The 21,483-nt window shown below is 73.0% G+C and carries 24 protein-coding genes; 13 read left to right on the forward strand and 11 right to left on the reverse strand.

Going from position 1 to position 21,483, the window contains the following annotated elements:
• Positions 1-17: 17 nt before the first annotated feature.
• Positions 18-689 carry a response regulator gene (locus HT134_RS09650; protein WP_175599784.1) on the reverse strand — a complete coding sequence of 224 codons (672 nt, stop codon included), beginning with the start codon at positions 687-689 and terminating at the stop codon, positions 18-20.
• Positions 690-736: 47 nt separating this feature from the next.
• Complete coding sequence (locus tag HT134_RS09655; RefSeq protein WP_217707258.1) at positions 737-1,930, reverse strand: sensor histidine kinase; 1,194 nt, start codon at positions 1,928-1,930, stop codon at positions 737-739.
• 359 nt (positions 1,931-2,289) lie between these two features.
• Here HT134_RS09655 and HT134_RS09660 point away from each other — a divergent pair, with 359 nt between their 5' ends.
• The 4 genes from HT134_RS09660 (at position 2,290) to HT134_RS09675 (ending at position 5,450) form a co-directional block, all read left to right on the forward strand.
• Positions 2,290-2,715 carry a hypothetical protein gene (locus HT134_RS09660; RefSeq protein ID WP_175599786.1) on the forward strand — a complete coding sequence of 142 codons (426 nt, stop codon included), beginning with the start codon at positions 2,290-2,292 and terminating at the stop codon, positions 2,713-2,715.
• A 102-nt stretch (positions 2,716-2,817) separates the two neighbouring features.
• Positions 2,818-3,615, forward strand: a complete 798-nt coding sequence (locus HT134_RS09665) for an ABC transporter ATP-binding protein (RefSeq protein WP_217707259.1) — start codon at positions 2,818-2,820, stop codon at positions 3,613-3,615.
• Positions 3,616-3,618: 3 nt separating this feature from the next.
• On the forward strand, positions 3,619-4,875 hold the full coding sequence (locus tag HT134_RS09670; RefSeq protein WP_175599787.1) for a DUF7224 domain-containing protein: 1,257 nt from the start codon (positions 3,619-3,621) through the stop codon (positions 4,873-4,875).
• A complete protein-coding gene (locus HT134_RS09675) occupies positions 4,872-5,450 on the forward strand; it encodes a hypothetical protein (RefSeq protein WP_175599788.1) in 579 nt (192 codons plus the stop codon). The genes HT134_RS09670 and HT134_RS09675 overlap by 4 nt, the downstream gene beginning before the upstream one ends.
• A gap of 13 nt (positions 5,451-5,463) precedes the next feature.
• Here the strand turns inward: HT134_RS09675 and miaA are convergent, their stop codons facing one another.
• Entirely contained in the window at positions 5,464-6,372 is a 909-nt protein-coding gene (gene miaA / locus HT134_RS09680; RefSeq protein ID WP_175599789.1) for a tRNA (adenosine(37)-N6)-dimethylallyltransferase MiaA, read from the reverse strand.
• An 87-nt stretch (positions 6,373-6,459) separates the two neighbouring features.
• On the opposite strand from miaA, the gene HT134_RS09685 reads away from it, so the two are divergent.
• Positions 6,460-6,900: a hypothetical protein gene (locus HT134_RS09685; RefSeq protein ID WP_175599790.1), complete on the forward strand. Its 441-nt coding sequence runs from the start codon at positions 6,460-6,462 to the stop codon at positions 6,898-6,900.
• A 33-nt stretch (positions 6,901-6,933) separates the two neighbouring features.
• On the opposite strand, the gene HT134_RS09690 is transcribed toward HT134_RS09685, so the two are convergent.
• The gene (locus tag HT134_RS09690) at positions 6,934-7,452 is read right to left on the reverse strand and encodes a methylated-DNA--[protein]-cysteine S-methyltransferase (protein WP_175599791.1); all 519 of its coding nucleotides are present in this window, start codon (positions 7,450-7,452) and stop codon (positions 6,934-6,936) included.
• A gap of 176 nt (positions 7,453-7,628) precedes the next feature.
• Between HT134_RS09690 and HT134_RS09695 the strand changes: the two genes are divergently transcribed.
• Positions 7,629-8,543, forward strand: a complete 915-nt coding sequence (locus HT134_RS09695) for a ribonuclease Z (RefSeq protein ID WP_175599792.1) — start codon at positions 7,629-7,631, stop codon at positions 8,541-8,543.
• A 12-nt stretch (positions 8,544-8,555) separates the two neighbouring features.
• Here the strand turns inward: HT134_RS09695 and HT134_RS09700 are convergent, their stop codons facing one another.
• A complete protein-coding gene (locus tag HT134_RS09700; protein WP_175599793.1) occupies positions 8,556-8,909 on the reverse strand; it encodes a hypothetical protein in 354 nt (117 codons plus the stop codon).
• Positions 8,910-8,943: 34 nt separating this feature from the next.
• Positions 8,944-9,624 carry a class III extradiol ring-cleavage dioxygenase family protein gene (locus tag HT134_RS09705; RefSeq protein ID WP_175599794.1) on the reverse strand — a complete coding sequence of 227 codons (681 nt, stop codon included), beginning with the start codon at positions 9,622-9,624 and terminating at the stop codon, positions 8,944-8,946.
• Positions 9,625-9,748: 124 nt separating this feature from the next.
• On the opposite strand from HT134_RS09705, the gene HT134_RS09710 reads away from it, so the two are divergent.
• Positions 9,749-10,162: a VOC family protein gene (locus HT134_RS09710; RefSeq protein ID WP_175599795.1), complete on the forward strand. Its 414-nt coding sequence runs from the start codon at positions 9,749-9,751 to the stop codon at positions 10,160-10,162.
• On the opposite strand, the gene HT134_RS09715 is transcribed toward HT134_RS09710, so the two are convergent.
• Entirely contained in the window at positions 10,150-11,058 is a 909-nt protein-coding gene (locus tag HT134_RS09715) for an isocitrate lyase/PEP mutase family protein (RefSeq protein WP_246363606.1), read from the reverse strand. The two genes, HT134_RS09710 and HT134_RS09715, sit on opposite strands and share 13 nt — an antisense overlap.
• A gap of 77 nt (positions 11,059-11,135) precedes the next feature.
• Positions 11,136-11,732 (reverse strand): hypothetical protein, encoded by a 597-nt coding sequence (locus tag HT134_RS09720; protein ID WP_175599796.1) that lies wholly within the window; start codon positions 11,730-11,732, stop codon positions 11,136-11,138.
• A 237-nt stretch (positions 11,733-11,969) separates the two neighbouring features.
• Here HT134_RS09720 and HT134_RS09725 point away from each other — a divergent pair, with 237 nt between their 5' ends.
• Complete coding sequence (locus HT134_RS09725; RefSeq protein ID WP_175599797.1) at positions 11,970-12,707, forward strand: hypothetical protein; 738 nt, start codon at positions 11,970-11,972, stop codon at positions 12,705-12,707.
• Positions 12,708-12,726: 19 nt separating this feature from the next.
• On the opposite strand, the gene miaB is transcribed toward HT134_RS09725, so the two are convergent.
• Positions 12,727-14,223, reverse strand: coding sequence for a tRNA (N6-isopentenyl adenosine(37)-C2)-methylthiotransferase MiaB (gene miaB / locus HT134_RS09730; RefSeq protein WP_175599798.1), 1,497 nt, complete (start codon positions 14,221-14,223; stop codon positions 12,727-12,729).
• A gap of 136 nt (positions 14,224-14,359) precedes the next feature.
• Between miaB and HT134_RS09735 the strand changes: the two genes are divergently transcribed.
• The 4 genes from HT134_RS09735 (at position 14,360) to HT134_RS09750 (ending at position 17,625) form a co-directional block, all read left to right on the forward strand.
• On the forward strand, positions 14,360-15,115 hold the full coding sequence (locus tag HT134_RS09735; protein WP_281387389.1) for an amino acid ABC transporter ATP-binding protein: 756 nt from the start codon (positions 14,360-14,362) through the stop codon (positions 15,113-15,115).
• Between the two features lie 71 nt (positions 15,116-15,186).
• Complete coding sequence (locus tag HT134_RS09740; protein WP_312888078.1) at positions 15,187-15,996, forward strand: glutamate ABC transporter substrate-binding protein; 810 nt, start codon at positions 15,187-15,189, stop codon at positions 15,994-15,996.
• Between the two features lie 58 nt (positions 15,997-16,054).
• The gene (locus HT134_RS09745) at positions 16,055-16,723 is read left to right on the forward strand and encodes an amino acid ABC transporter permease (RefSeq protein ID WP_175599800.1); all 669 of its coding nucleotides are present in this window, start codon (positions 16,055-16,057) and stop codon (positions 16,721-16,723) included.
• Positions 16,720-17,625 (forward strand): amino acid ABC transporter permease, encoded by a 906-nt coding sequence (locus HT134_RS09750; RefSeq protein WP_175599801.1) that lies wholly within the window; start codon positions 16,720-16,722, stop codon positions 17,623-17,625. Before HT134_RS09745 ends, HT134_RS09750 begins: the two co-directional genes overlap by 4 nt.
• 83 nt (positions 17,626-17,708) lie before the next feature.
• On the opposite strand, the gene HT134_RS09755 is transcribed toward HT134_RS09750, so the two are convergent.
• Positions 17,709-18,218, reverse strand: a complete 510-nt coding sequence (locus tag HT134_RS09755) for a hypothetical protein (protein ID WP_175599802.1) — start codon at positions 18,216-18,218, stop codon at positions 17,709-17,711.
• Positions 18,218-19,462 carry a hypothetical protein gene (locus tag HT134_RS09760; protein WP_175599803.1) on the reverse strand — a complete coding sequence of 415 codons (1,245 nt, stop codon included), beginning with the start codon at positions 19,460-19,462 and terminating at the stop codon, positions 18,218-18,220. Before HT134_RS09760 ends, HT134_RS09755 begins: the two co-directional genes overlap by 1 nt.
• Before the next feature lie 158 nt (positions 19,463-19,620).
• Between HT134_RS09760 and HT134_RS09765 the strand changes: the two genes are divergently transcribed.
• Complete coding sequence (locus HT134_RS09765) at positions 19,621-21,477, forward strand: S9 family peptidase (protein WP_175599804.1); 1,857 nt, start codon at positions 19,621-19,623, stop codon at positions 21,475-21,477.
• Positions 21,478-21,483 lie beyond the last annotated feature (6 nt).

Genomic DNA, 21,483 nt, shown 5'->3' on the forward strand with positions numbered 1-21,483 from the left:
GCCGTTGAAGGGGCCGGTCAGGCCGTCGCGCCGCGCGGTTTGACGAGCCCGCAGTCGTAGGCGAGGACCACGGCCTGGGCCCGGCTGCTCAGGTTGAGCTTGGTCATGAGCCGGTTGAGGTGGGTCTTGACCGTGGCCTCGCTCACGTGCAGCCGGTCGGCGATCTCCCTGTTCGACAGCGCCCGCCCGACGGCGCGCAGCACCTCGGTCTCGCGCGTGGTGAGCTGGGCGAGGTCGGGGACCTCGCGCGGGTCCGTGGCGGGGGTGCCGGCGAACGCCTCCACGAGCCTCTTGACGGCGCCGGGGACGAGCAGGACGTCACCGGCGGCCACGGTGTGGATCGCGGAGATCAGCCGCTCGGGCGGGGTGTCCTTGAGCAGGAAGCCGCCGGCGCCCAGGCGCAGCGCGTTGTAGACGTACTCGTCGATGTCGAAGGTCGTGAGGATCAGCACCTTCGGCGCCCGCTCGCCCCCCTCGGCCAGGATGCGCTCGGTCGCGGCCAGCCCGTTCATGCCGGGCATCCGGATGTCCATCAGCACCACGTCGGGCCGGACCGACGCCGCCAGTTCCACGGCCTCCTCGCCGGTGGCGGCCTCCCCCACGACGTCCAGCCCGGGCGCGGCGCGGATGAGGGCGGCCAGGCCGGCCCGGATCAGGACCTGGTCATCGACCACCAGCACGGTGACCATGCGCGTCCTCACGGGTAGGGGGGCGCCCGGCCGGCGGGCGCCCGGCGTCACCCACGTTCGTCGGGCACCGGCAGCGGGAAGGTGGCCCGCACGTCGAATCCGCCCTCCGGGAGTGGGCCTGCGGTGATCGTTCCACCGTAGAGCCTGACACGTTCGGTCATGCCCATCAACCCGTGCCCGGTGGAGCCCGGCGCGGGCTGCGGGGCGGCGCCGTCGTCCGTCACGCGGACGGTCAGGTCCCGCGGTCCGTAGGCCAGCACGATCTCGACGCGGGCCGCGCGGGCGTGCTTGAGCACGTTGGTGAGCGACTCCTGGATGATCCGGTACGCGCACAGGTCGAGCCCCGGGGGCAGGGGCCGGGCGGTTCCCTCGACCCGCGTCTCGACCGCCGGGCCGGCCATGCGGATCCGCTCGACGAGCGGCTCCAGCCGGCCCAGGCCGGGCATGGCGGCGTACAGGTCGGCGCCGTCGTCCCTGTCCTCGTCGTCGCGCGGAGGACCCTCCGTGCGCAGGACGGACAGGATGCGCCGCATCTCGGTCAGCGCCTCGTGACTGGTGTCGGCGATGACCTCCAGGGTGGCGTGCGCGGTGGCCGGGTCCGACAGGGCCACGTAACGGCCCATGCCCGCCTGCACCGAGATGACCGACATGTGGTGCGCGACGACGTCGTGCAGCTCCCGCGCGATGCGCACGCGCTCCTGCATGGCCGCGTGCGCCGCGGCGGTGGCCTGCTCGCGGTGCAGCTCCACCGCGAGATCGGTGAGCTGCCTGGTGCGCAGGGCCAGCAACCGCATGCTGGTGCCGACGCACACGGCGATCGCGGCGACCACGAGAGCCTGCCCGAGGGCCGACCACCACGCGACGCCCGGGTGCAGCGTGCCGGCGTGCGCCCATTCCGCGGTGACCAGCACGGCGCCCGCCACGACGAGGACGGTCGAACGGTACAGCGTCACCGTGTAGAGGGCCAGCAGGGGCGCCATGCTGTTCAGGCCGTAGTGGTAGCCGAGCGCGTGGTAGACCGCGGCGGCCGCCGTCGAGACGACCAGCACGGCGAACGGGGCGCGCCGCCGCAGCGCCAGCGGCAGGCCGGCGACCGCCGTCAGCAGCACCGACGCCGCGTCCACCGGCCGTGTCCCCCGGCCCGGCTCGTACCAGGCCCACAACCAGGTGCCCCCGAACAGCAGCAGCGCCAGGCCCACGTCCAGCAGGAGGGGATCGACGGAGGCGAGACGCCGGAGCATCGAAGCGGCACCACCGTGCATCGTTGGATGCTAATCCGGCGCCGCCGCGCCGCACATCCATCCTTCGATTGACGCGGACGTACCGCGGGAGGTGGAGTCACGGGCGTCGCGGCCCGCACGGGGCGCGGCCTCCCCGGCCGTCACGGACGCCCATGGTCGCCGGCCCGCTTGAAACGACCGGAGTAAGCCGGTCGGATGACGCCGCCGCGCGCTACCGCGCCCGATTGACGGAGAAATCCATTCGCCGGTTGACGCCGCGCCGACCGGCCGCGAATTACGTTGTGACCCCACCGGACCGAAACGGGTCCCGATCACCGCGAAGGCGATTCGGGATTCCACGACCGAAGGAGGAGATTCGCATGGCTGTTTCCATGGGGCGCGTTCTCGGGAAAGGCGCCGTGATCGCCGCCACGATCTGCGCGGTGGGCGCCGCCGGAGCCACTCTGGCCTCCGCGGAGGGGGGCTTCAGGACCAGCATGGCCAACGTCGCCGGCGGCTTCGAGTCGCGTACCTGGAAGGACCGCAACAGCGACCACTGGCGGACCGCTGTGGAGCTGTCCGGCTGCTCGTCGAACTCGCCGCAGGCCGCGCCCGCGCTCGGCCTGTTCCGGGAGCGCCTCGGCCCGGACAGCAACTACGGCACGAGGGGGTACGGCGGCTGCGACCGGCGGATGGTGCGCGGCGACTGGGGGGACGTCCGCTCCGGCAAATACCACTTCACCGTCAAGAACATGCCCGAGAGCTGGTACCGGGTGTCGGCACGAAAGGTCCAGGTCTGGTACTAGGAATCGCGCAATCGCGGCCGGCCGGTCTCCGGAGAACGATCCGGGCGGCCGGCCGCGGTTTCCCGCGAGACGTTTCCGAATTCCGCGGCAGGCGAGGAAGAGATGCCTATTTCCTTTCACGGGTGCGCCTTCGGACATCGCCGGGGCTCCCATGTCTTCACCCGGCTGGACCTCGACGTCCCGGCGGGCCGCACGGCCCTGATCGGCCCCAACGGGTGCGGCAAGTCGACGCTGCTCGCCCTGGCCGCCTCGGCGCTGCGCCCGCGCAGGGGGCGGGTCTCGTACCAGGGGCTCGATCCGTTCCGGCGCGGGAACCTGGCGCGCTACCGCGCCCTGGTGGGCTGGATGCCCCAGGGGGTCAGGCCGCTGCCCGGCCTGACCGCGCGCGAGCAGGTGGGCTACGCCGGCTGGCTGAAGGGCATGTCCCGCGGGAACGCCTGGCGCCGCTCCCTGGAGGCCCTGGAGACCGTCGAGCTGGGCGCGCTGGCGGACACGAGGTGCGCGGAGCTGTCCGGGGGCCAGCTCCGCCGGGTCGGGCTCGCGCAGACGCTGGTGCACGACGCCGAGGTGGTGCTGCTGGACGAGCCCACGGCCGGGCTGGACCCGGAGCAGCGGGAGCGGTTCCGCAGGATCGTGGCGCGGATCGGCGAGCGCGGTCACCTGATCGTGTCCACCCATGACACCGCGGAGCTGGCGCGGACGTACGACTCGGTCGTGGTGCTCGACCGGGACCGGGTCCGCTACGCCGGGCCGGTCGCGGGCCTGGACTCGGTCGCGGGCCTGGACTCGGTCACGGGCCTGGACTCGGTCACGGGCCTCGGCTCGACCACGGGGCTGGGCGCGGGGCCGGGTGCGGTCGCGTGGCCGGGCGCCGCCGCGGGGATCGCCGGGGAGGTGTGAGCCGTGCCGCTTCGCCGCTGGGCGCGTTCCTCCGCGGCCGTGCTCGCCCTCCCGGTCCTGATGGCCTACCTGTTCTTCGTGATGAGCCGTTCGGTGGACGTCCTGGAGGACAACTGGCTGTCCGCGACCGTGCTCGTCTCCTCGGCCGCTGTCCTCGCGGCCGGTCCGGTGTGCGCCGCGGCCGGCGCGTGGGAGGGGGCCAGGCTGGCGCGGGGCGGGGTGGACGGCGCCGCCGCGGCACGGTCGCGGGCGGCGGTGCTGGCCTGGTCGCTGCTGCCGATCCTGGGGGCGGCGCTGGTGGCGCTGCTGGGCGGGCTGGCGCTGGCCGGGGTCGCGATGGCGGGCGTCCCCGGCCTGCCGGACCCGCTGGTGCTCGCGGTGGCGCTGCTGGTGATCGTGGCCTGGACCCTCGCCGGGTTCGCCGCGGGCCGCCACCTGCATCCGCTGGTCGGCGTGCCCCTGCTGCTGGTGGGCACGTGGCTCTGGCTGGCGTACCCGGCCGCGCTGGAGACCTTCTGGGTACGCCACCTCACCGGGAACAACCTGGGCTTCTGCTGCGAGACCCACACCGTCTACGACCAGCGCGCCCTGTACGCGCAGGCGGTCGTCGCCGGGTGCCTGGCCGGTGCGGCCTTCCTGGTCTGGAGCCGGCGCCGGGGCGCCCGCCTGGCGTGGGCGGGGATCGCCGGGCTGCCTCTGCTGGCCGTGGCCGTGGCGGTCCCCTTGGTACGGGACATGGGGCCGGAGGCGCAGGTGCCCCGTACGAGCGGCCTGGCGTGCGGCCGGAGCGACGGCGTCGAGGTGTGCGTGTGGCGCGAACGCGAGAAGCGGCTGGGCACCGCCGCCCTGATCGCTGTGCCGGGCGCGCGGCGGCTGGCCGCCGCGACCGGGCTGCCCGCGCCCCGGCGCGTCACGGAGGGGCCGGCCACCGGCGGGGACTCCTGGCGCTTCGCGGCGCCGCCCGGCGCGAAGCCGGATGATGTGCTGTTCGGGCTGGCCACGAGCCTGCTGCCGGCCGAGCCGCCGGTGTGCGGGCCCGGCTGGTCCGGCGCCGACGCCTACGGCCCGCTGAGCGCCTGGCTGGCCCTGAAGGCGGGCGCCGGTCAGGACGCCGTCGAGCGCAGGACCGGGCCGCGCTCCCTCGGCGCCGCCCGGCGGGCGCTCGCTCGGCCCGAGGCCGCGCAGGTCCGCTGGTTCCGGCACAACCTGGACGCGCTGCGCCGTTGCGACGTCGCGCCCTCGGAGGTGACGCTCCCGTGAGGACCTGGCTGCGGGTGCACCGCGCCGCGCAGGTGTGCGTCGCGCTCGCCCTGACGGCGGGGCTGGTGGCGGTGGTGGGAGAGGTGCTCGTGCCCGTCCCGGGCGTGGCCCTCGACGACCTGGCGGGGGTGCCTGTGGCGCTGGTCGCGCCGCTGGTGGCGAGCTCCGTGCTGGTGCGCGGCGCCCTCGCGGGCGCCGGAGGGCCGGAGGCGGTGGCCGTGCGTCCCGTGCTCGCCTACCGCACCGGCATGGTCGCCGTCACGTGCGCGCTGTCGGTGGCCGTGGCGCTGGTGGAGACGGTGCCGTACGGGGCGGCGGCGGCCCGCAACCTCGTGGGCTTCACCGGGCTGGCGGCGCTGGCCGCCCTGTGGCGGCGGGACGCGGCGACCGCGGCGCCGGCCGCCTACCTGGTCGCCGCGATGCTCCTGGGCCGGCCCGGCGCCGGGTCGTGGTGGGACTGGCCGGTCGAACCGTCGCCGCACCCGGCGACCTGGGTGGTCCCGGCCGCGTGCCTGGGGCTCGGACTGGCCGCCCCGGCGCTCCCGCGCCTCAGGGCTCGCCGCCGCCCGCGGTGACGACCAGGCCGCCTCAGGGCTCGCCGCCGCCCGCGGTGACGAGCGCGAGGGCGCGGTCGGGCAGGTCGGGCGCGTCGTACGGCAGCCAGCGCACCCGCGGGTCGCGGCGGAACCACGACTCCTGCCGCCGGGCGAAGCGCTTGGTCGCCCGCACCGTCTCCTCGAACGCCTGCTCCTCCGTCCACTCCCCCTGCAGGAACCGCAGCACCTGGGCGTACCCGAGGGCGCGGCTCGCCGTGCGGCCCCGCGCGAGCCCCTGCCCGAGCAGCCCGCGCACCTCCTCCACCAGGCCGGCCGCCCACATGCGCTCCACCCGCAGCGCGATCCGCTCGTCCAGCTCCGGTCTGGGCACCTCCAGCCCGATCTGCACGCAGGGGTAGACGCCGTCGTAGGACGGCATGGTCGCCGAGAACGGCCGGCCGGAGTGCTCGATCACCTCCAGCGCGCGCACGATGCGGCGGCCGTTGCTCGGCAGGATCGCCGCGGCGGCTACCGGGTCCTCGCGGGTCAGCCGCTCGTACAGGGGCGCGGGGCCGTGCTCGGCCAGCTCCGCCTCCAGGCGGGCCCTGATCGCCGGGTCCGTGCCGGGGAACTCCAGGTCGTCGACCGCCGCCCGTACGTACAGGCCGCTGCCGCCGACCAGCACGGGCACCGCGAGCGTGTCGAGCAGCGCCCGGGCGAGCTTCTGGTACTCGGCGACGCTGGCGGTGACGGTGACGTCCCAGATGTCCAGCAAGTGGTGCGGCACGCCGCGCCACTCCTCGGGGGTCAGCTTGGCCGTGCCGATGTCCATGCCGCGGTAGAGCTGCATGGAGTCGGCGTTGACGCATTCACCCCCCAACCTGAGGGCGATGTCCACGGCGAGATCCGACTTCCCGGCCGCCGTGGGACCCACGACGGCGATGACTGGCTGCTGGCGCACACCGATAAGTGTGTCAACTGTCGGGGTATGGGGTGACAGACGGCACCCCTCGGGAGCCGTCCGGGGGATCACTGATCGGGGGATCAGATGTCCATTCTCGAGAAGATCAAGGACATGTTCACCGCTCACGGCAAGCACCACCACGTGCCCGGCCAGGCCGGGGAGGCGGAGCGGCCGGCGGCGGAGCACGAGGACCTGCTGGACCGCCTGCGCGAGCGGGTGTCGGACGCGACCGGCTCCGACACGACCGGTCCGGAGGCCGGCGGCTCCGACACGACGCGTTCCGAGGCGCCGGGACCGGAGACCGGATCCGGCCCGGGGGCCGGCGGCACGCCGGGCACCGGTCGCACCGGCCAGGGCACGGGCCAGGACATGGGCGGTGAGACGACCGGCGGGCTGGCCGGCGCCGCCGGGGCCATGGGCGGCATGACCGGCGCCGCCGCCGGCGGAGCCATGGGCGGCGCCGCCCGCGAGAGCGCGGAGCACGACGGCGACGAGGGCGGCCCGGCCGAGGGCTCCGAGGGCTGACTCTCCGCCCGCCCGCGCTGGAGCCCGCCGGCCCTAGAGGTCGAGCAGGGTCGGCTGCAGGTAGCCCTCGTGGGTCAGCAGCCAGCGCTTGGTCTCCACGCCCTCGCCGCCGCTGAACCCGCCGAGCCCGTTGCCCGCGATGACGCGGTGGCAGGGCACCACGATGGGGATCGGGTTGGCGGCCATGATGGAGCCGATCCCGCGGGCCGGCACGGCCGACGCGCTGCGCGTGGCCAGTTCCCCGTACGTCACCGCGCTGCCGTACGGCACCCGGTGGAGGGCCTGGAGCACCACGCGCCGCGAGCCGGACGTCAGCCGCCAGTCGACCGGCGTCTCGAACGCGCGCAGCTCACCGGCGAAGTACGCCTCCAGCTCGGCGACCACCTGGGCCGTGCGAGCCGGGTCGCGCACCTCGGCGATGCCCGGCCCGACGCGCTCGCGCGCCACCACCATGCCGCCCCAGCCGAGGGCGACGAGCCCCTTCTCGGTGACGGCGGGCACCAGCGTCCCCACCGGGCTCGGCACCTCGGCGAACGCCACTGTGGTCATCATGTCCTCGCCTGAACTCGTGCGGCGCCGCCCGCGCGGCGCCTCCCTGTCACCGTAACTCCTACGGCTGGAAAATCCTTTCGAGTGGTGAACACCGATCGGCCCTCGCGGGATGCGATCCCGGCCGTCGCCGTGAAGGCCGTACGATCCGGGGATGGAACTCCGCCGCCGAGCCCGTCATGTCGTCGCGTGAGCTGGTGGTGCTGGGCACCTCCAGCGCCGTCCCCACCAGGCACCGCAACCACAACGGCTACTTCCTGCGCTGGGACGGTCAGGGATTCCTGTTCGACCCCGGCGAGGGCACGCAGCGGCAGATGGCCTACGCCGGGCTGAGCGCCAACGACGTGCACTGGCTGTGCGTGACGCACTTCCACGGCGACCACTGCCTGGGCGTCCCCGGCGTCGTGCAGCGCATCGCGCGCGACAAGGTGCGTCACCCGGTGCGCGCCGTGTTCCCCGCCTCCGGCCTGACCTACTGGCAGCGCCTTCGCCACGCCACGGCGTTCGCCGACACGGACGTCATCGGCGAGCACCCCCTCAGCGGCGAGCACGCGGCCCTCGGGCAGCTCTCCGCCCGTCGCCTGTCGCACCCGGTCGAGTCCTACGGCTACCGCCTCCAGGAGCCGGCGGGCCGCCGCATGCTCCCCGACCGGCTGGCGGCGCACGGCATCGGCGGCGCGGAGATCGGCGAGCTGCAGCGCACCGGGTCGGTCAGGGGCGTCACCCTCGACCAGTGCAGCATCCCGCGGCCCGGCCAGAGCTTCGCCTTCGTCATGGACACCCGCCTCTGCGACGCCGTCTTCGAGCTGGCCGACCGCGCTGACCTGCTCGTCATCGAGTCCACGTTCCTGTCGGCCGAGGAGGGCCTGGCACAGGAGTACGGACACCTCACCGCCGAGCAGGCCGGCCTGGTCGCCGCCCGCGCCGGCGCCCGGCGTCTCGTCCTGACGCACTTCTCCGAGCGGTACGGCTTCGCCGACGAGCCCGCCTTCCTGGCCGAGGCGGGCCGCCACTACGACGGCGAGGTCGTGGTCGCCCGCGACCTGACGACCGTTCCGGTCCCGAGCCGTCCCCGGCACCTGACCCTGGGGTGACGGCGGGGCCGGTCAGTCCTCGCCCTGGGACCAGGCGGCCACGGGGAGCGTGAGATAGACGCCGAAGTCGTCCAGCCCGGTCGCCTCGGCGATGCCCTCGTGCAGCAGGTCCACGCGTTCCTGGCGGTCGGCGGCCCGGCTCTCGAACCACTTCGACCGCACCTCGATCACGACGTCCAGGCCGCCGCGGTCCAGCGGGCCGTACGGCCGGAACCTCAGGTCGACGTCGCCGGGCCGCAGGTCGACGTCGTAGGGCTCCTCGGGGCACTCCACGGCCTTGGAGACCAGGTGGGGCAGCGCGGAGGCGAGCTCGCGCAGCGTGGACTCGGCGACGTGCGGGGCGTAGGTGATCTCGACGAGCGGCATCGCACCAACCTAGCGCCACGCGGGCGCGGCGCGGTCAGGTCCAGGCGGCCACGAAGTAGCCGACGCCGTAGGGGGCGACGTCGGCCAGCAGCCTCCCCTTGAGCCCTCCGGCTCCGCCGCGGCCCGCGGCGCCCGCGAGGACCTGCAGGGCCGCGCGCCCGGCCACCCACAGCTCCGCCGCCCGCTCCGGGTCGAGCCCCGCGAGCGCCGCCGCGTCGGCGTCGGCCACCGCCCGCACGAGCATCGCGTTGTACGGCTCGGCGTCCGGATGGTGGTAGCCCGGCGACTTCGCGGTCAGCCGGGCCGAGCCGTCGGCCATGACCAGCAGCGCCACCCGGCCCTCACGCGCCAGCGACTCCCCCAGCGCCAGGCAGCCCGCCGGCTCCGCGTCGAACGCCACGGCCTCGAACCCGTCCGCCGGCCGCTCCCCCAGCAGCCGGCGGCCGATGGTCAGCGACAGCGGCAGCACCGGCTCGCCCTCGCCGACCAGCACGTCCACGCCCCACGGGCGCAGGCTCCCCGCCGCCCGGCCGCCGTACGAGCCCGCGGACGCGGCGCCGCCCACCACGACGAGCCGGTCCGGGGCGGCGGCGTCGAGCTCGGCGAGCGCGTCACGGCAGGCCGCGCGCAGGCCGTCCAGCTCGTGGGCGGCCGCACCGGCCAGCTCGGGCACCATCAGGGGCGGATGCGGGCAGAGCGCCGCTGCGACAAGCACAGGGCCAGCGTATGCCCACCCGCGGCTTCGCCCGCCTCTGAACCGATCAGGATCGGAGAAGCGACGGCCGCCGGGTCTCCGTAGCGTGACGTGCAACAGCACTCGCTCTTAAGGGAGACCAGGCATGAAAGCGCACGTGAGCTCGATTCTTCTCGGCGTCCGGGACATGGAGGCGTCCAAGCGGTTCTACACGGAGGGTCTCGGCTGGAAGGTCCAGCACGATTACGGCATCTCGGTGTTCTTCGAGTCGGACGGAGCCTCGCCCGTCGGCTTCTACGGCCGCGAGGGCCTGGCCGCCCAGGTGGGCACGAGCCCGGAGGGCAGCGGCTTCAGCGGGCTGGTCCTCACTTACGTGGTCCGCAGCGAGGCGCGGGTCGACGAGATCATCGCGGAGGCCGAGAAGGCCGGCGCGACGATCCTCAAGCCCGCCGGCCTCCTGCCGTGGGGCGGGTACGGCGGCTCCTTCGCCGACCCGGACGGCTACGTCTGGAGCCTCGGCTACAGCGCTCAGGGGGAGGACCAGCCCTACGCGGAGTAGCCGGGCGCGGAGTAGCCGGGCGCGGAGTAGCCGGGCGCGTAGGGATCGCGGCCGGCGGCGACGGCCTGGAGGAGGAGTCTGGTGTGGGCCTGGACCGCCTGGTGGAGGCCGTGGCCGAAGCTGATCCGGGCCACCCCCAGCTCCGCCAGCCTGGCCGCCGGCGGCGTCCCCGGCCGGAACAGGACGTTCACCGGCGCCCCGATCTCCGCGACCAGGAGCTCGATCTCCTGCTCGCCGTGCGCCCCGATCGGGTACACGCAGTCGGCGCCCGCGTCCAGGTAGCGCCGCGCCCGGTCCACGGCCGCCGCGCGGCTGCCGTCGCCGCCGATGTACGTGTCCACGCGGGCGTTGATCACCAGCCGGGGACCGGCGGCGTCCCGGACCCGGGCCAGGAACTCCGCCTGCCGCTCCGGTGGGACCAGCTCGCCGGTACGCGGGTCGGAGTCCTCCAGGTTGCACCCGACGGCCCCGGCCGCCAGCAGCCGCTCGGCCAGTTCGGCCGGGTCGAGGCCGTAGCCGCGTTCGACGTCGGCGGTGACCGGCACCGGGACGGCCCTGGCGATGCGGCCGATCGCGGCCATCATCTCGGCGGCGGGCGTCCCCTCACCGTCCTCGTACCCGAGGACCGGCGCCACCGCCGCGCTGCCCGTGGCCACCACGGGGAACCCCGCCTCCACCACGGCGCGCGCCGAGGCGGCGTCCCAGGCGTTCGGCAGGACCAGGGGATCGCCCGGCACGTGCAGCCGCCGCAACAGGGCGGCGGCCTCCGCCAGGGATTCCACCGGGGAGCCGGCCGGGGTTTCTGCCGGGGATCCCGCCGGGGTTTCTGCCCGGGGCGCCTCGCCGGTCGCCGCCGGGCCGCCGGGCTGCTCGTCTCTCTTCATACCGCGCGTCATGCCGCGACCCTAGGCGCGCGGCGAGCCCGGTCCCAGGGCCACTGCGTGCCTGAAGGGCCGAGCCACTTGAGGGCGTCTCAGCAGCCGCTCTTGGAGCACTGCCCCGCGACCTGACCGGCCGGGCCGTCGGCGGCGCCGTCGGAGGGGTCGCCCTCCTGGTCCCGCGGCGGCTCGGCGGGCGAGGCGGTCGGCTTCTCGGCCGTGCCCGTGCCCGTCGTGCTGTCCTTGCCCGCAGAGCCCGTGTCGGAGCGCGTGGTCGTGCCCGGGTCGGCGGGGTTCTTCGCGGTGCCGGAGTCGCCGCCGGTGTCGGCCGTGCCCTCGTCGGCGGCGGGGTCGTCGGTGACGGCGTCGCCCATGGCGGCCTCCTCGTCATCGGCCAGCCCGTCGTCCGCCTCCGGGGACCCCTGCCGGTCGCCGCCGCCCTGCTCGACCGTGCTGCCCTGCTCGACCGTCCCGCCCTGCTGAGCGGTCCCACTCGGCTGCGCGCCGGGCAAGCCGCCGTCCGCCAGGACGAACCCGACGCCGCCCGCGGCGAGCACCGCCACGAGCGCCGACGCGGCGATGAGAGCGGTCTTGCGGCTCTTGGGGGTGGTACGAGCGGACCTGGGCGGTCTGGGATCGTCGCCCGGTCCTGTCAGGATCTCCTGGCGGTCCGGCTCGTTCGGATCTTGCATGGTGGCACAACTCCCTGCGGTCGTATCGGGAAAGCTCGCCGGCTTCCGCGGGTGATGGACCACACTAGCCGCATCAGTGGAATGCTCGCTCACCCTTCACTGACAAATCGCCATCACATCCACAATCAGCGATCACAGCGACAATCACGAAGGAATCACGACTTGTCTCGCCTCAAGGGCATTCGCGCAGGTAGTCAGGACCGCATGGCGCCGGCGGCGAGCGTGGCCGGAGTGCTCATGATCGCCGGAATGGGCGTCGTCCTGGCGTTCGCCGGCACCCCGCGTACGGCCCAGAAAAGCACGCCGGCCAATGATCGGATAAACCTGCTTACCGGTGACGCGAGCATTTCCGCGCCGCCCCGAGCCCGCCGGCAGGGGAAGGCGGAGTGGCCCGGGGAGTGGCCGGCCGACTGGGCGGGCACCTCGCCGGGGCCCGCGCCGGGGCCCACGCTCGCGCCGGCGGGCGTCCCCGCCCCTCCCGGCCCGGACAGGTGGCTCGAACGCGTCAGCCCGCCCGCCCGCGAGCGCGGCGAGAGGCGACGCCCGCCCCGGCTCGGGGTGCCGCCGGCGATGTCCCCGTGGGTCACGCCGCCACTGGACGCGGGCGCGGCCACGCCGTCGGTCGCGGACACCCCGCGGGAAAGCGTGCTGCCGCAGGCGCCGGGCGAGCCGGCGCCCGCCGCCCGGGTGGCCCCGTCGCCGTCTCCCGTCCCGGTGGCGCCCCCGCGTCCCCGGGCGACGCCCGTACCGGATGTGCAGCCCGAGACCGTGGCACCGCCCGAGCCCGCCGAACGGCGCCGCCAGGACCCCGAGCCCGCCGCTCGCCGCGGGGAACCGGCGGGCACCGGACGCGGCCAGGAGCCCGAGGACGCGGGACGCGACGCGACCGCCGACCGGCTTCCCGCGCCCGACCCGTGCGCGACCTTCCCCGACGCCCGCCGGGACTACTGCTACCGCCTCCTCGGCGGCCGGTGAGCCCCGGCGCTCACCCTGCTCAGGCCGGACAGCCGCCCACGGAGGCGGCGGGCGCGGCGGCCGGGCGGCCGATGGACGGCATGCCCAGCATGACGCCCGCGGCGCCCTGCGAGGAGGCGCCCTGACGGGCCTCCCAGGCGTCGCCGGCCCGGGTGCGGCGCAGCCCGAGGACCGCGCCGTCGGCCACCAGGTGGTGCGGCGCCGCGTAGGTGACCTCGACGGTCACCATGTCGCCGGGCCGCGGCGTCTCGTCGCCGGCGGCGAAGTGGACCAGGCGGTTGTCGGGGGCACGGCCGGACAGCCGCCGCGTGGCGTCGTCCTTGCGGCCCTCGCCCTCGGCGACCAGCACCTCAAGCGTGCGGCCGACCTGCTTCTTGTTCTCCTCCCAGGAGATCTCCTCCTGCAGCGCGACGAGCCGCTCGTAGCGCTCCTGGACGACCTCCTTGGGGATCTGGTCGTCCATGGTGGCCGCCGGGGTGCCGGGGCGGATGGAGTACTGGAAGGTGAAGGCGTTGGCGAAGCGGCTCTGCCGGACGACGTCGAGGGTGGCCTGGAAGTCCTCCTCGGTCTCGCCGGGGAAGCCGACGATGATGTCGGTGGAGATGGCCGCGTCGGGCATGGCGGCGCGGACCCGCTCGATGATCCCGAGGTAGCGCTCGGCGCGGTAGGAGCGGCGCATGGCCTTGAGGACCCGGTCGGAGCCCGACTGGAGCGGCATGTGCAGCTGGTGCATGACGTTGGGCGTCTCGGCCATGGCGGCGATCACGTCGTCGGTGAACGCGGCCGGGTGCGGGGAGGTGAAGCGGACCCGCTCCAGCCCCTCGACGCCGCCGCAGGCCCGCAGCAGCTTGCCGAACGCCAGCCGGTCGCCGAACTCGACGCCGTAGGTGTTGACGTTCTGGCCGAGCAGCGTGACCTCCAGCACGCCCTGGCCGACCAGGGTCTCGACCTCGGCGAGGACGTCGCCGGGACGCCGGTCCTTCTCCTTGCCGCGCAGCGAGGGCACGATGCAGAACGTGCACGTGTTGTTGCAGCCGACGGAGATGGCCACCCAGGCGGCGTAGGCCGACTCGCGCTTGGTGGGCAGCGTCGAGGGGAAGACCTCGAGCGACTCCTTCAGCTCCACCTGCGCCTCGCCGGCGACGCGGGCCCGCTCCAGCAGCACCGGCAGCGAGCCGATGTTGTGGGTGCCGAACACGACGTCGACCCAGGGGGCCTTGCGGATGATCTCGCCCTGGTCCTTCTGCGCCAGGCAGCCGCCCACGGCGATCTGCATGCGCGGGTTGCCCACCTTGGCGGGACGCAGATGGCCGAGGTTGCCGTAGAGGCGGTTGTCGGCGTTCTCGCGCACGGCGCACGTGTTGAACACGACCACGTCGGCGGTCTCGCCGTCGGCCGCGCGGACGTAGCCGGCGTCCTCCAGCAAACCCGAAAGCCGTTCGGAGTCGTGCACGTTCATCTGGCACCCGTACGTGCGGACCTCGTACGTGCGGGGGCTCTCCTGGGTCACAGTCATGGCGCGTTCTAGGGTAGTCCTTGCACGGGGAAGAGATACCGTGTGGGGCCAAAAGTCCAGCTCGACGGCATGATGTGATCGGATCGGTACCACCTGGTTAGTGCGCAGCGTCCTAACGCACCCTAGGTTTTGACCCATGACGGAGAACGGGGACGTGACTCCACTGGTCAAGCTGGAGCACGTCGACAAACACTTCGGGGCGTTGCACGTCCTGAGGGACATCAACCTGACCGTCTCCCGTGGCGAGGTCCTCGTCGTGATCGGCCCTTCGGGTAGCGGTAAGTCGACGCTCTGCCGGGCGATGAACCGGCTGGAGACGATAGACAGCGGGCAGATCATCTTCGACGGGCAGCCCCTGCCGGCCGAGGGCAAGGCGCTGGCGCGCCTGCGCTCCGAGGTCGGCATGGTGTTCCAGTCGTTCAACCTCTTCGCGCACAAGACGATCCGCGAGAACGTCACCCTGGGCCCGGTCAAGGTCCGCAAGGTGGCCAAGGACGCGGCGGACAGGCGCGCGATGGAGCTGCTGGAGCGCGTCGGGATCGCGGCCCAGGCGGACAAGTACCCCGCGCAGTTGTCCGGTGGGCAGCAGCAACGGGTGGCGATCGCCAGGGCGCTCGCCATGGACCCGAAGATGATCCTGTTCGACGAGCCGACCTCCGCCCTGGACCCCGAGATGGTCCAGGAGGTGCTCGACGTCATGGTCGGGCTGGCACGTGACGGGATGACGATGGTGGTCGTCACGCATGAGATGGGGTTCGCCCGCAAGGCCGCCAACCGGGTGGTGTTCATGGCCGACGGGCAGATCGTGGAGGAGAACACCCCGGACGAGTTCTTCACCAACGCGCAGACCGACCGGGCGCGTGACTTCCTGTCGAAGATTCTCACGCACTGACTATTGAGGTGGTACACATGCACATGCGTCGAACCGGAGCAGTGCTCTCTATTGCGGCCCTCTTGGGTGGTGTGGCCGCGTGCGGGGGCGGTGACGACAAGACCTACGCCACTGTCGTGGAGAAGATCCAGGGTGGCGGAAAAGTGGTCGTCGGCACCAAATGGGACCAGCCGAGCCTGGGCCTGAAGAAGGGCGCCGAGCCCGAGGGCTTCGACGTGGACGTGGCCAAGGCCGTGGTGAAGGAGCTGGCCGGCGGCAAGGACGTCTCCATCGAATGGAAGGAGTCGAAGTCGGACAACCGGGAGCCGTTCCTGGCCAACGGCACGGTTGACCTGATCTTCGCCACCTACTCCATCACGGAGGCCCGCAAGCAGAAGGTCACCTTCGGCGGTCCGTACGTCATCGCCCACCAGGACGTGATGGTGCGCAAGGACGACACCTCCATCAACACGCCGCAGGACCTCAAGGGCAAGAAGATCTGCAAGGCCGCGGGCTCCAACTCCTACAAGCGGATCACCGACCCGCCGCCGGACGGCCAGCTCGACCTCGACGCGACGACGGTCGACGCCGCCAGCTACTCCGAGTGCGTGCAGAAGCTGAACGGCAGCAACCTCGACGCCGTGACCACCGACGACCTGATCCTGGCGGGCTTCGCCAAGCAGGCGGGCGGCAACTTCAAGGTGCTGGGCCAGGGCTTCACCGACGAGAAGTACGGCATCGGCCTGAAGAAGGGCGACACCAAGACCTGCGAGGCCGTCAACACCGCGGTGAAGAAGCTGTGGGACAACGGCACCATGAAGCAGCTCCAGGAGAAGTGGTTCGGGGGCATCCAGGGTCTGAAGCTGACCGAGACCGCGCCGCCGGCCGAGGGCTGCGCCTAGTCACGTCCGAGGCGGCGGCCGGTGACCCGGCCGCCGCCGTCCTATGCGGTGGAGCACGATGGACGAACTGATTACCCATGCCCCCGAGCTCGCTCGGGGCTTCCTGGAGAACGTCAAGCTCTCGCTCGTGGCGCTGGTCGTCTCCTTCATCCTCGGCACGATCCTGGTGGCGATGCGCGTCTCCCCGACGCCGGTGCTGCGCGCCGCCGGCATGGTCTACGTCAACGTGGTGCGCAACACCCCGCTGACGCTGGTGCTGGCCTTCTCCGCGCTGGGCCTGAGCGACCAGCTCGGCCTCGTCTTCTCGGACCAGCCGGAGACCAACTCCTTCTGGATCGTGAGCCTGGGCCTGGGGGCCTACACCGCGGCCTTCGTCTGCGAGGCGCTGCGCGCCGGCATCAACACGGTGCCCATGGGGCAGGCCGAGGCGTCCCGCGCGATTGGGCTGACCTTCTTCCAGACCCTGACGATGATCATTCTGCCGCAGGCGTTCCGGGCGGTCATCGCCCCGCTGGGCAGCGTGGTCATCGCCATGATCAAGAACTCGACGGTCGCGACCGCGGGCGGCTACCTCCTGGACTCCGCGGCGAGGATGAAGATCATCTTTGACGACACCGGCGCCTCCATCCCCATCTTCCTCGGCGTCATCGCGGCCTTCATGGCCCTGATCCTGCCCATCGGCTACTTCACCGGGTGGCTGTCGCGGAAGCTGGCGGTGGTCCGATGAGCACGAGCGTCCTGTTCGACACCCCCGGGCCGCGCGCCCGGGTGCGCAACCACCTGCTCACGGTCGTCAGCGTGGTCCTGGTGGCCGCCGCGCTGTACGGCGTGTACCGCGGCTTCGACGCCAAGGGCCAGTGGGAAGGCAAGATCTGGGAGCCGTTCCTCCGGGCCGAGACCTGGGAGGTCTACATCATCCCGGGCCTGATCGGCACGCTGAGGGCCGCGGCCGCCGCCGCGGTGCTGGCGATGCTGTTCGGGGCGGTGTTCGGTCTGGCGCGGCTGTCGGACCACGCCTGGATCCGCGTCCCGGCGGGCGTGATCGTGGAGGTCTTCCGCGCCATCCCGCTGCTGCTGCTGATCTTCTTCATCTTCTACCTGGCGCCCAGCGTGATGGGCGGCGGCGACTACGCGTTCTTCGCGGTCGTGTTCGGCCTGACCCTCTACAACGGGTCGGTGCTGGCCGAGGTCGTCCGGGCCGGCGTGCTGTCGGTGGCCCGGGGCCAGTCGGAGGCCGGCTACGCGATCGGCATGCGCAAGAACCAGGTGATGCGGGTGATCCTGCTGCCGCAGGCCGTCACCGCGATGATGCCGGCGATCGTCAGCCAGCTCGTGGTGCTGCTCAAGGACACCGCGCTCGGCTACATCATCGCCTACGTCGACCTGCTCAACACCGGCTTCAGGATCATGCCCGCGGCGTTCTTCGGCTCGCTGATCCCGGCGGCCATCGTCATCGGGATCATCTACGTCGCGCTCAACATGTCGCTGAGCTACCTGGCGACCTGGCTGGAGCGCCGCACGCGGCGCAGCCGCAAGCTGGCGGGCGGCCCGGTCGGGCCGCCCAGCGCCATGGCGGCGGTGGGCGCCGGTCAGCCGACCGGCGGCGGCGACCTGCCCATGGTCGACTGACGCCCTCCGGGGCACGGGTTCACGAGGGGCGGTCACCTGCCGGGGTGGCCGCCCCGATCTCGTCCTTGCCGGGGCTTTTCCGGCTAGAGCAGTGATCGAAGGGCGAGAACCACGCTCACGGCCATGAAACCCAGAGCCAGCACCTCCAGCACCAGGGCGAGGAACAGCAGACGGGCACGCAGTCCGTTGACGCGCCGCAGCCTGATCAGGAGAGCCGCCTGGAGGCGGTACTCCTCACGCGAACTCTCTGGATCGGCCACGTTCCAATCGGGGTGCTCGGCCGCGCCGGCGAGCTCCGCGTCGTCGACGACGTCCATGCGAACGGGCAGGTTGATGAGCAAGCCGGTGATGGACGCGGCGATGAGCACGGCGAAGGCGCACCCCAGCAGTATCACCACCGCCTGCGGCATGGCGTAGCCCGGAGTACGCGTGACCAGTGAGACGAAACCGAAGACGATCGCGACCAGAGTGCCGGAGGTCGAGATGACCACGATGGCGCGCTGTTCGAGGGTGCCCTTGAGCGCCCGTTCGTCCGCCAGTTGGTCGGCGAGAAGGGACGTGTAGCGGCCACCGGCCGGTGTCGTGTCCCCCATCAACCGCGCCTGGACCTGATCGACGGCCCGGACGACCTGGACTGCCGGGAGAAGACGGAGATCGGCCATTGCAGGTCTCGGAACAGCGGCAGTTCGCCCGGGTCGTCCAGGGTCAGGTTGAGCTCTCGCGCAGCGGCGACCACGGCGTCGGCCAGACGGAGTTCCTTGCCGAGAAGGCCCAGCTCCCGCTTGATGTGACCGATTTCCCGTTCGACGGCATCCGCTGTTGCCCTGCTGTCCGCCAACCGCAACACCGCGGGGTGCCCTTCCGGGTACCCCCTGGCCATCTTCCCGAGCGTGCGCCCCAACCTTCTGGGAAGCGTGCCGAGCCGTCCTCCTCCCTTCAGCACACGCATGAGGGTTCGCGCGGACATGCGCTCGGCCTCCGTGAGGGGGCCGCCGTCATGAAGCCGTCCGCTCATCCACCCGCAGAGGCGCGCCGCCTCCCCTGTCCAATGCGCCGAGATGCTGTCGAGGTCCGTCGCGAGTGCGGTCCTGTGCCGCTCCCACTCCCTGTCGACAGCGGCCATCGCGGCTTTTCGCATGCCGAGGTCGCTGCGATTGCTGATGCGCGCCCGTTTCAGCGCGTCCAGCCTCTCATCCCTCTCTCTGATTTCCGACAGAACGGACTCGACTTCCGATTTGATTCTCTTGAGGAAGTGGTAAACGCTGGAACTCTCCTCCAGCGGGACCACGAAGGCCGCCTTCTCCTCCAGCGACACGACCACGACACAGGGCACCAGGGATTCCGGGACTCCGAAGAACTCCTGCATCTCCGTGACCGCTCGGGTGAGCGCCACCTGATGTTTGCGGACCGGGCCCGGCAGCGTCGGCGTGGAGATCGCGGTAGGCGTCTGCCTGTCGAACCCGCGGGCTGTCGAACGCTCGGCGGCCATGCGGACCGCCCACGGCGAACCATGGGACGACCCGTAGAGTCTTCGCCCGTCGGCCGAGCATTGCACGCCGTCCACCAGAAACGTCACGGGCTCGTAGTGGCTGCTCCACTCGCGATACCCCGTCGCCAGTTCGATGTGACCGGGCGACGGCGCGAAAACCCCCAGATAACGTCCCGTGAGGTCATCGATGTCGGCCCAGTCCCGAAAGAATGCGCGCTGTAATTCGGGAGCGTCCGCCGAACGTGCCAGCAGAAAGACGAGCCCGGCGAAGCCGCCATCGCTCAGCGTACGAAACGGCAGTCGCAGAAACTGCCCCACCGAGAGGTCCGCATGGTAGCTGTAGGCCATCTTCGCCCCGGTTCGATTGTCAGCTGTTTCTCGGCCAATCTAGTCCAAGGGGCCGTGGGTCAGGCGTCTCTTGGCCGAACCGCGATACGGGCCCGCAGAGCAAGGCCGACACAGAGGTAACCGGCGCACACCGGCGGTGGATCCGGCAGGATGCCCCTATGCCCTTCTGGCCCTCCCCCGTCTCCACGACCGACGTCGCCCGCTCCGGGCTCCGTCCGTCCTGGCCCGTCGCGCGTGACGGCCAGGTGTGGTGGACCGAGGACCGGCCCGACGAGGGCGGGCGCACGACGATCGTGCGCCGCGCCGCCGACGGCACCCGCAGCGAGCTGCTGGCCGCGCCGTGGTGCGCGCGCACCCGGGTCCACGAGTACGGCGGGCGGCCCTACGCGGTGACGCCCGCCGGCGAGGTGATCTTCTGCAACCTCGCCGACCAGCGGCTCTATCTCGGCCACGACGACCCCGTCCCGCTCACCCCGGCGGGCGACGGCTCCCGCTACGCCGACCTGCTCGTGCGCGACGGCCGGGTGTGGTGCGTGCGCGAACGCCACCAGGCCGGCAAGGTGACCCGCTCCGTCGTCTCCTTCGCCCTCGACGCCCCGGGCGACCTGCGCGTGCACGTCACCGGCGCCGACTTCTACGCCTTCCCCGCGCTCTCCCCCGACGGGCGCCACCTGGCCTTCGTCTGCTGGGACCATCCCCGCATGCCGTGGGAGGGCACCGAGCTGCGCGTCACCCGCCTGTCCGACGGCGCCACGTGGACGGTCGCGGGCGGCCCGGCCGAGTCGGTCCTCGCGCCCCAGTGGAAGGACGACGGCCACCTCTACCTGGTCTCCGACCGCTCCGGCTGGTGGAACCTGCACGAGGTGCCGGTGCGCGGCGGGCCGTCCAGGCCCCTGCACCCGGTCGAGGAGGAGTTCGCGGGGCCGCTGTGGCGGCTGGGCGGCGTGCCGTACACCGTGCTCGGCGACGGGCGGCTCGCGGTGCTGCATGGCCGCGGCGACCTGCGGCTCGGCCTGCTCGACCCGCGCACGGGGGCGCTGCGCGACCTCGACGCGCCCTGCGCGGGGTGGGACCCGGCGCTGGCCGCCGATGGCGGCGCGCTGATCGGCGTCGGGTACGGCCCCACGGCGCCGCGGGCCGTCCTGCGGGTGGACACCGCGACCGGACGCGCCGAGACCCTGGCGCGCGATGCCGAGCGGCTGCCCGGCCCCGCCTGGCTGCCGTCGCCGCGGGCGGTGGAGCTGCCCGGCCGCGAGGGCCGCCGCGTCCACGCCCACCTCTACCCGCCGACCGGCGGGGAGCCCGGCGCGGCTCCTCGGACCGACGGCGAGCCGGGCGCGGCCCCGCCGTACGTCGTGTTCGTGCACGGCGGGCCGACCGCTCACGCGGGCACCGCGCTCGACCTGGAGAAGGCCCTGCTCACCTCGCGCGGCATTGGCGTGCTCGACGTGGACTACGGCGGCTCCACCGGCTACGGCCGGGCCTACCGCGAGCTGCTGCGCGGCCGGTGGGGCGTCGTCGACGTCGAGGACGTCGTCGCGGCGGCCGAGTGGCTGGCCACCGAGGGCCTGGCCGACCCCGCCCGGGTCGCCGTGCGGGGCGGCAGCGCGGGCGGCTGGACCGTGATGGCCGCCTGCTGCCGGTCGGGCGTGTTCGCGGGCGGCGTCTCCTACTACGGCGTCAGCGCCCTGGCCCCGCTCGTCACCCACACCCACGACTTCGAGTCGCGCTACGTGGAGTGGCTGGTCGGCCCGGAGGACACCGGTCTGTACGCCACGCGCGAGCCGCTCGCCCTGGTCGGCGGGGTGACCTGCCCCATGCTGCTCCTCCAGGGACTCGACGACCCGATCGTGCCGCCCGGGCAGTCGGCGGCCTTCGCCGACGCCCTGGCGGAGCGCGGGGTGCCGTGCACGTATCTCGCGTTCGAGGGCGAGTCGCACGGGTTCCGCCGCGCGGAGACCCGCGCCACCGCCCTCGCCGCCGAGCTGGCCTTCTACCAGCAGATCTTCAGCTGACCGGGG

Source organism: Nonomuraea rhodomycinica (genome assembly GCF_013363995.1).
In the GTDB taxonomy this organism is placed as follows: Bacteria; Actinomycetota; Actinomycetes; order Streptosporangiales; family Streptosporangiaceae; genus Nonomuraea; species Nonomuraea rhodomycinica.

Excerpts from the sequence above, each read along its gene's own strand:
- HT134_RS09650 (WP_175599784.1), bottom strand. The coding sequence starts at position 689 with ATGGTCACCGTGCTGGTGGTCGATGACCAGGTCCTGATCCGGGCCGGC.
- HT134_RS09655 (WP_217707258.1), bottom strand. The coding sequence starts at position 1,930 with ATGCTCCGGCGTCTCGCCTCCGTCGATCCCCTCCTGCTGGACGTGGGC.
- HT134_RS09660 (WP_175599786.1), top strand. The coding sequence starts at position 2,290 with ATGGCTGTTTCCATGGGGCGCGTTCTCGGGAAAGGCGCCGTGATCGCC.
- HT134_RS09665 (WP_217707259.1), top strand. The coding sequence starts at position 2,818 with ATGCCTATTTCCTTTCACGGGTGCGCCTTCGGACATCGCCGGGGCTCC.
- HT134_RS09685 (WP_175599790.1), top strand. The coding sequence starts at position 6,460 with ATGTCCATTCTCGAGAAGATCAAGGACATGTTCACCGCTCACGGCAAG.
- HT134_RS09690 (WP_175599791.1), bottom strand. The coding sequence starts at position 7,452 with ATGATGACCACAGTGGCGTTCGCCGAGGTGCCGAGCCCGGTGGGGACG.
- HT134_RS09695 (WP_175599792.1), top strand. The coding sequence starts at position 7,629 with ATGTCGTCGCGTGAGCTGGTGGTGCTGGGCACCTCCAGCGCCGTCCCC.
- HT134_RS09700 (WP_175599793.1), bottom strand. The coding sequence starts at position 8,909 with ATGCCGCTCGTCGAGATCACCTACGCCCCGCACGTCGCCGAGTCCACG.
- HT134_RS09710 (WP_175599795.1), top strand. The coding sequence starts at position 9,749 with ATGAAAGCGCACGTGAGCTCGATTCTTCTCGGCGTCCGGGACATGGAG.
- HT134_RS09715 (WP_246363606.1), bottom strand. The coding sequence starts at position 11,058 with ATGACGCGCGGTATGAAGAGAGACGAGCAGCCCGGCGGCCCGGCGGCG.
- HT134_RS09720 (WP_175599796.1), bottom strand. The coding sequence starts at position 11,732 with ATGCAAGATCCGAACGAGCCGGACCGCCAGGAGATCCTGACAGGACCG.
- HT134_RS09725 (WP_175599797.1), top strand. The coding sequence starts at position 11,970 with ATGATCGCCGGAATGGGCGTCGTCCTGGCGTTCGCCGGCACCCCGCGT.
- miaB (WP_175599798.1), bottom strand. The coding sequence starts at position 14,223 with ATGACTGTGACCCAGGAGAGCCCCCGCACGTACGAGGTCCGCACGTAC.
- HT134_RS09735 (WP_281387389.1), top strand. The coding sequence starts at position 14,360 with ATGACGGAGAACGGGGACGTGACTCCACTGGTCAAGCTGGAGCACGTC.
- HT134_RS09745 (WP_175599800.1), top strand. The coding sequence starts at position 16,055 with ATGGACGAACTGATTACCCATGCCCCCGAGCTCGCTCGGGGCTTCCTG.
- HT134_RS09750 (WP_175599801.1), top strand. The coding sequence starts at position 16,720 with ATGAGCACGAGCGTCCTGTTCGACACCCCCGGGCCGCGCGCCCGGGTG.
- HT134_RS09755 (WP_175599802.1), bottom strand. The coding sequence starts at position 18,218 with ATGGGGGACACGACACCGGCCGGTGGCCGCTACACGTCCCTTCTCGCC.
- HT134_RS09760 (WP_175599803.1), bottom strand. The coding sequence starts at position 19,462 with ATGGCCTACAGCTACCATGCGGACCTCTCGGTGGGGCAGTTTCTGCGA.
- HT134_RS09765 (WP_175599804.1), top strand. The coding sequence starts at position 19,621 with ATGCCCTTCTGGCCCTCCCCCGTCTCCACGACCGACGTCGCCCGCTCC.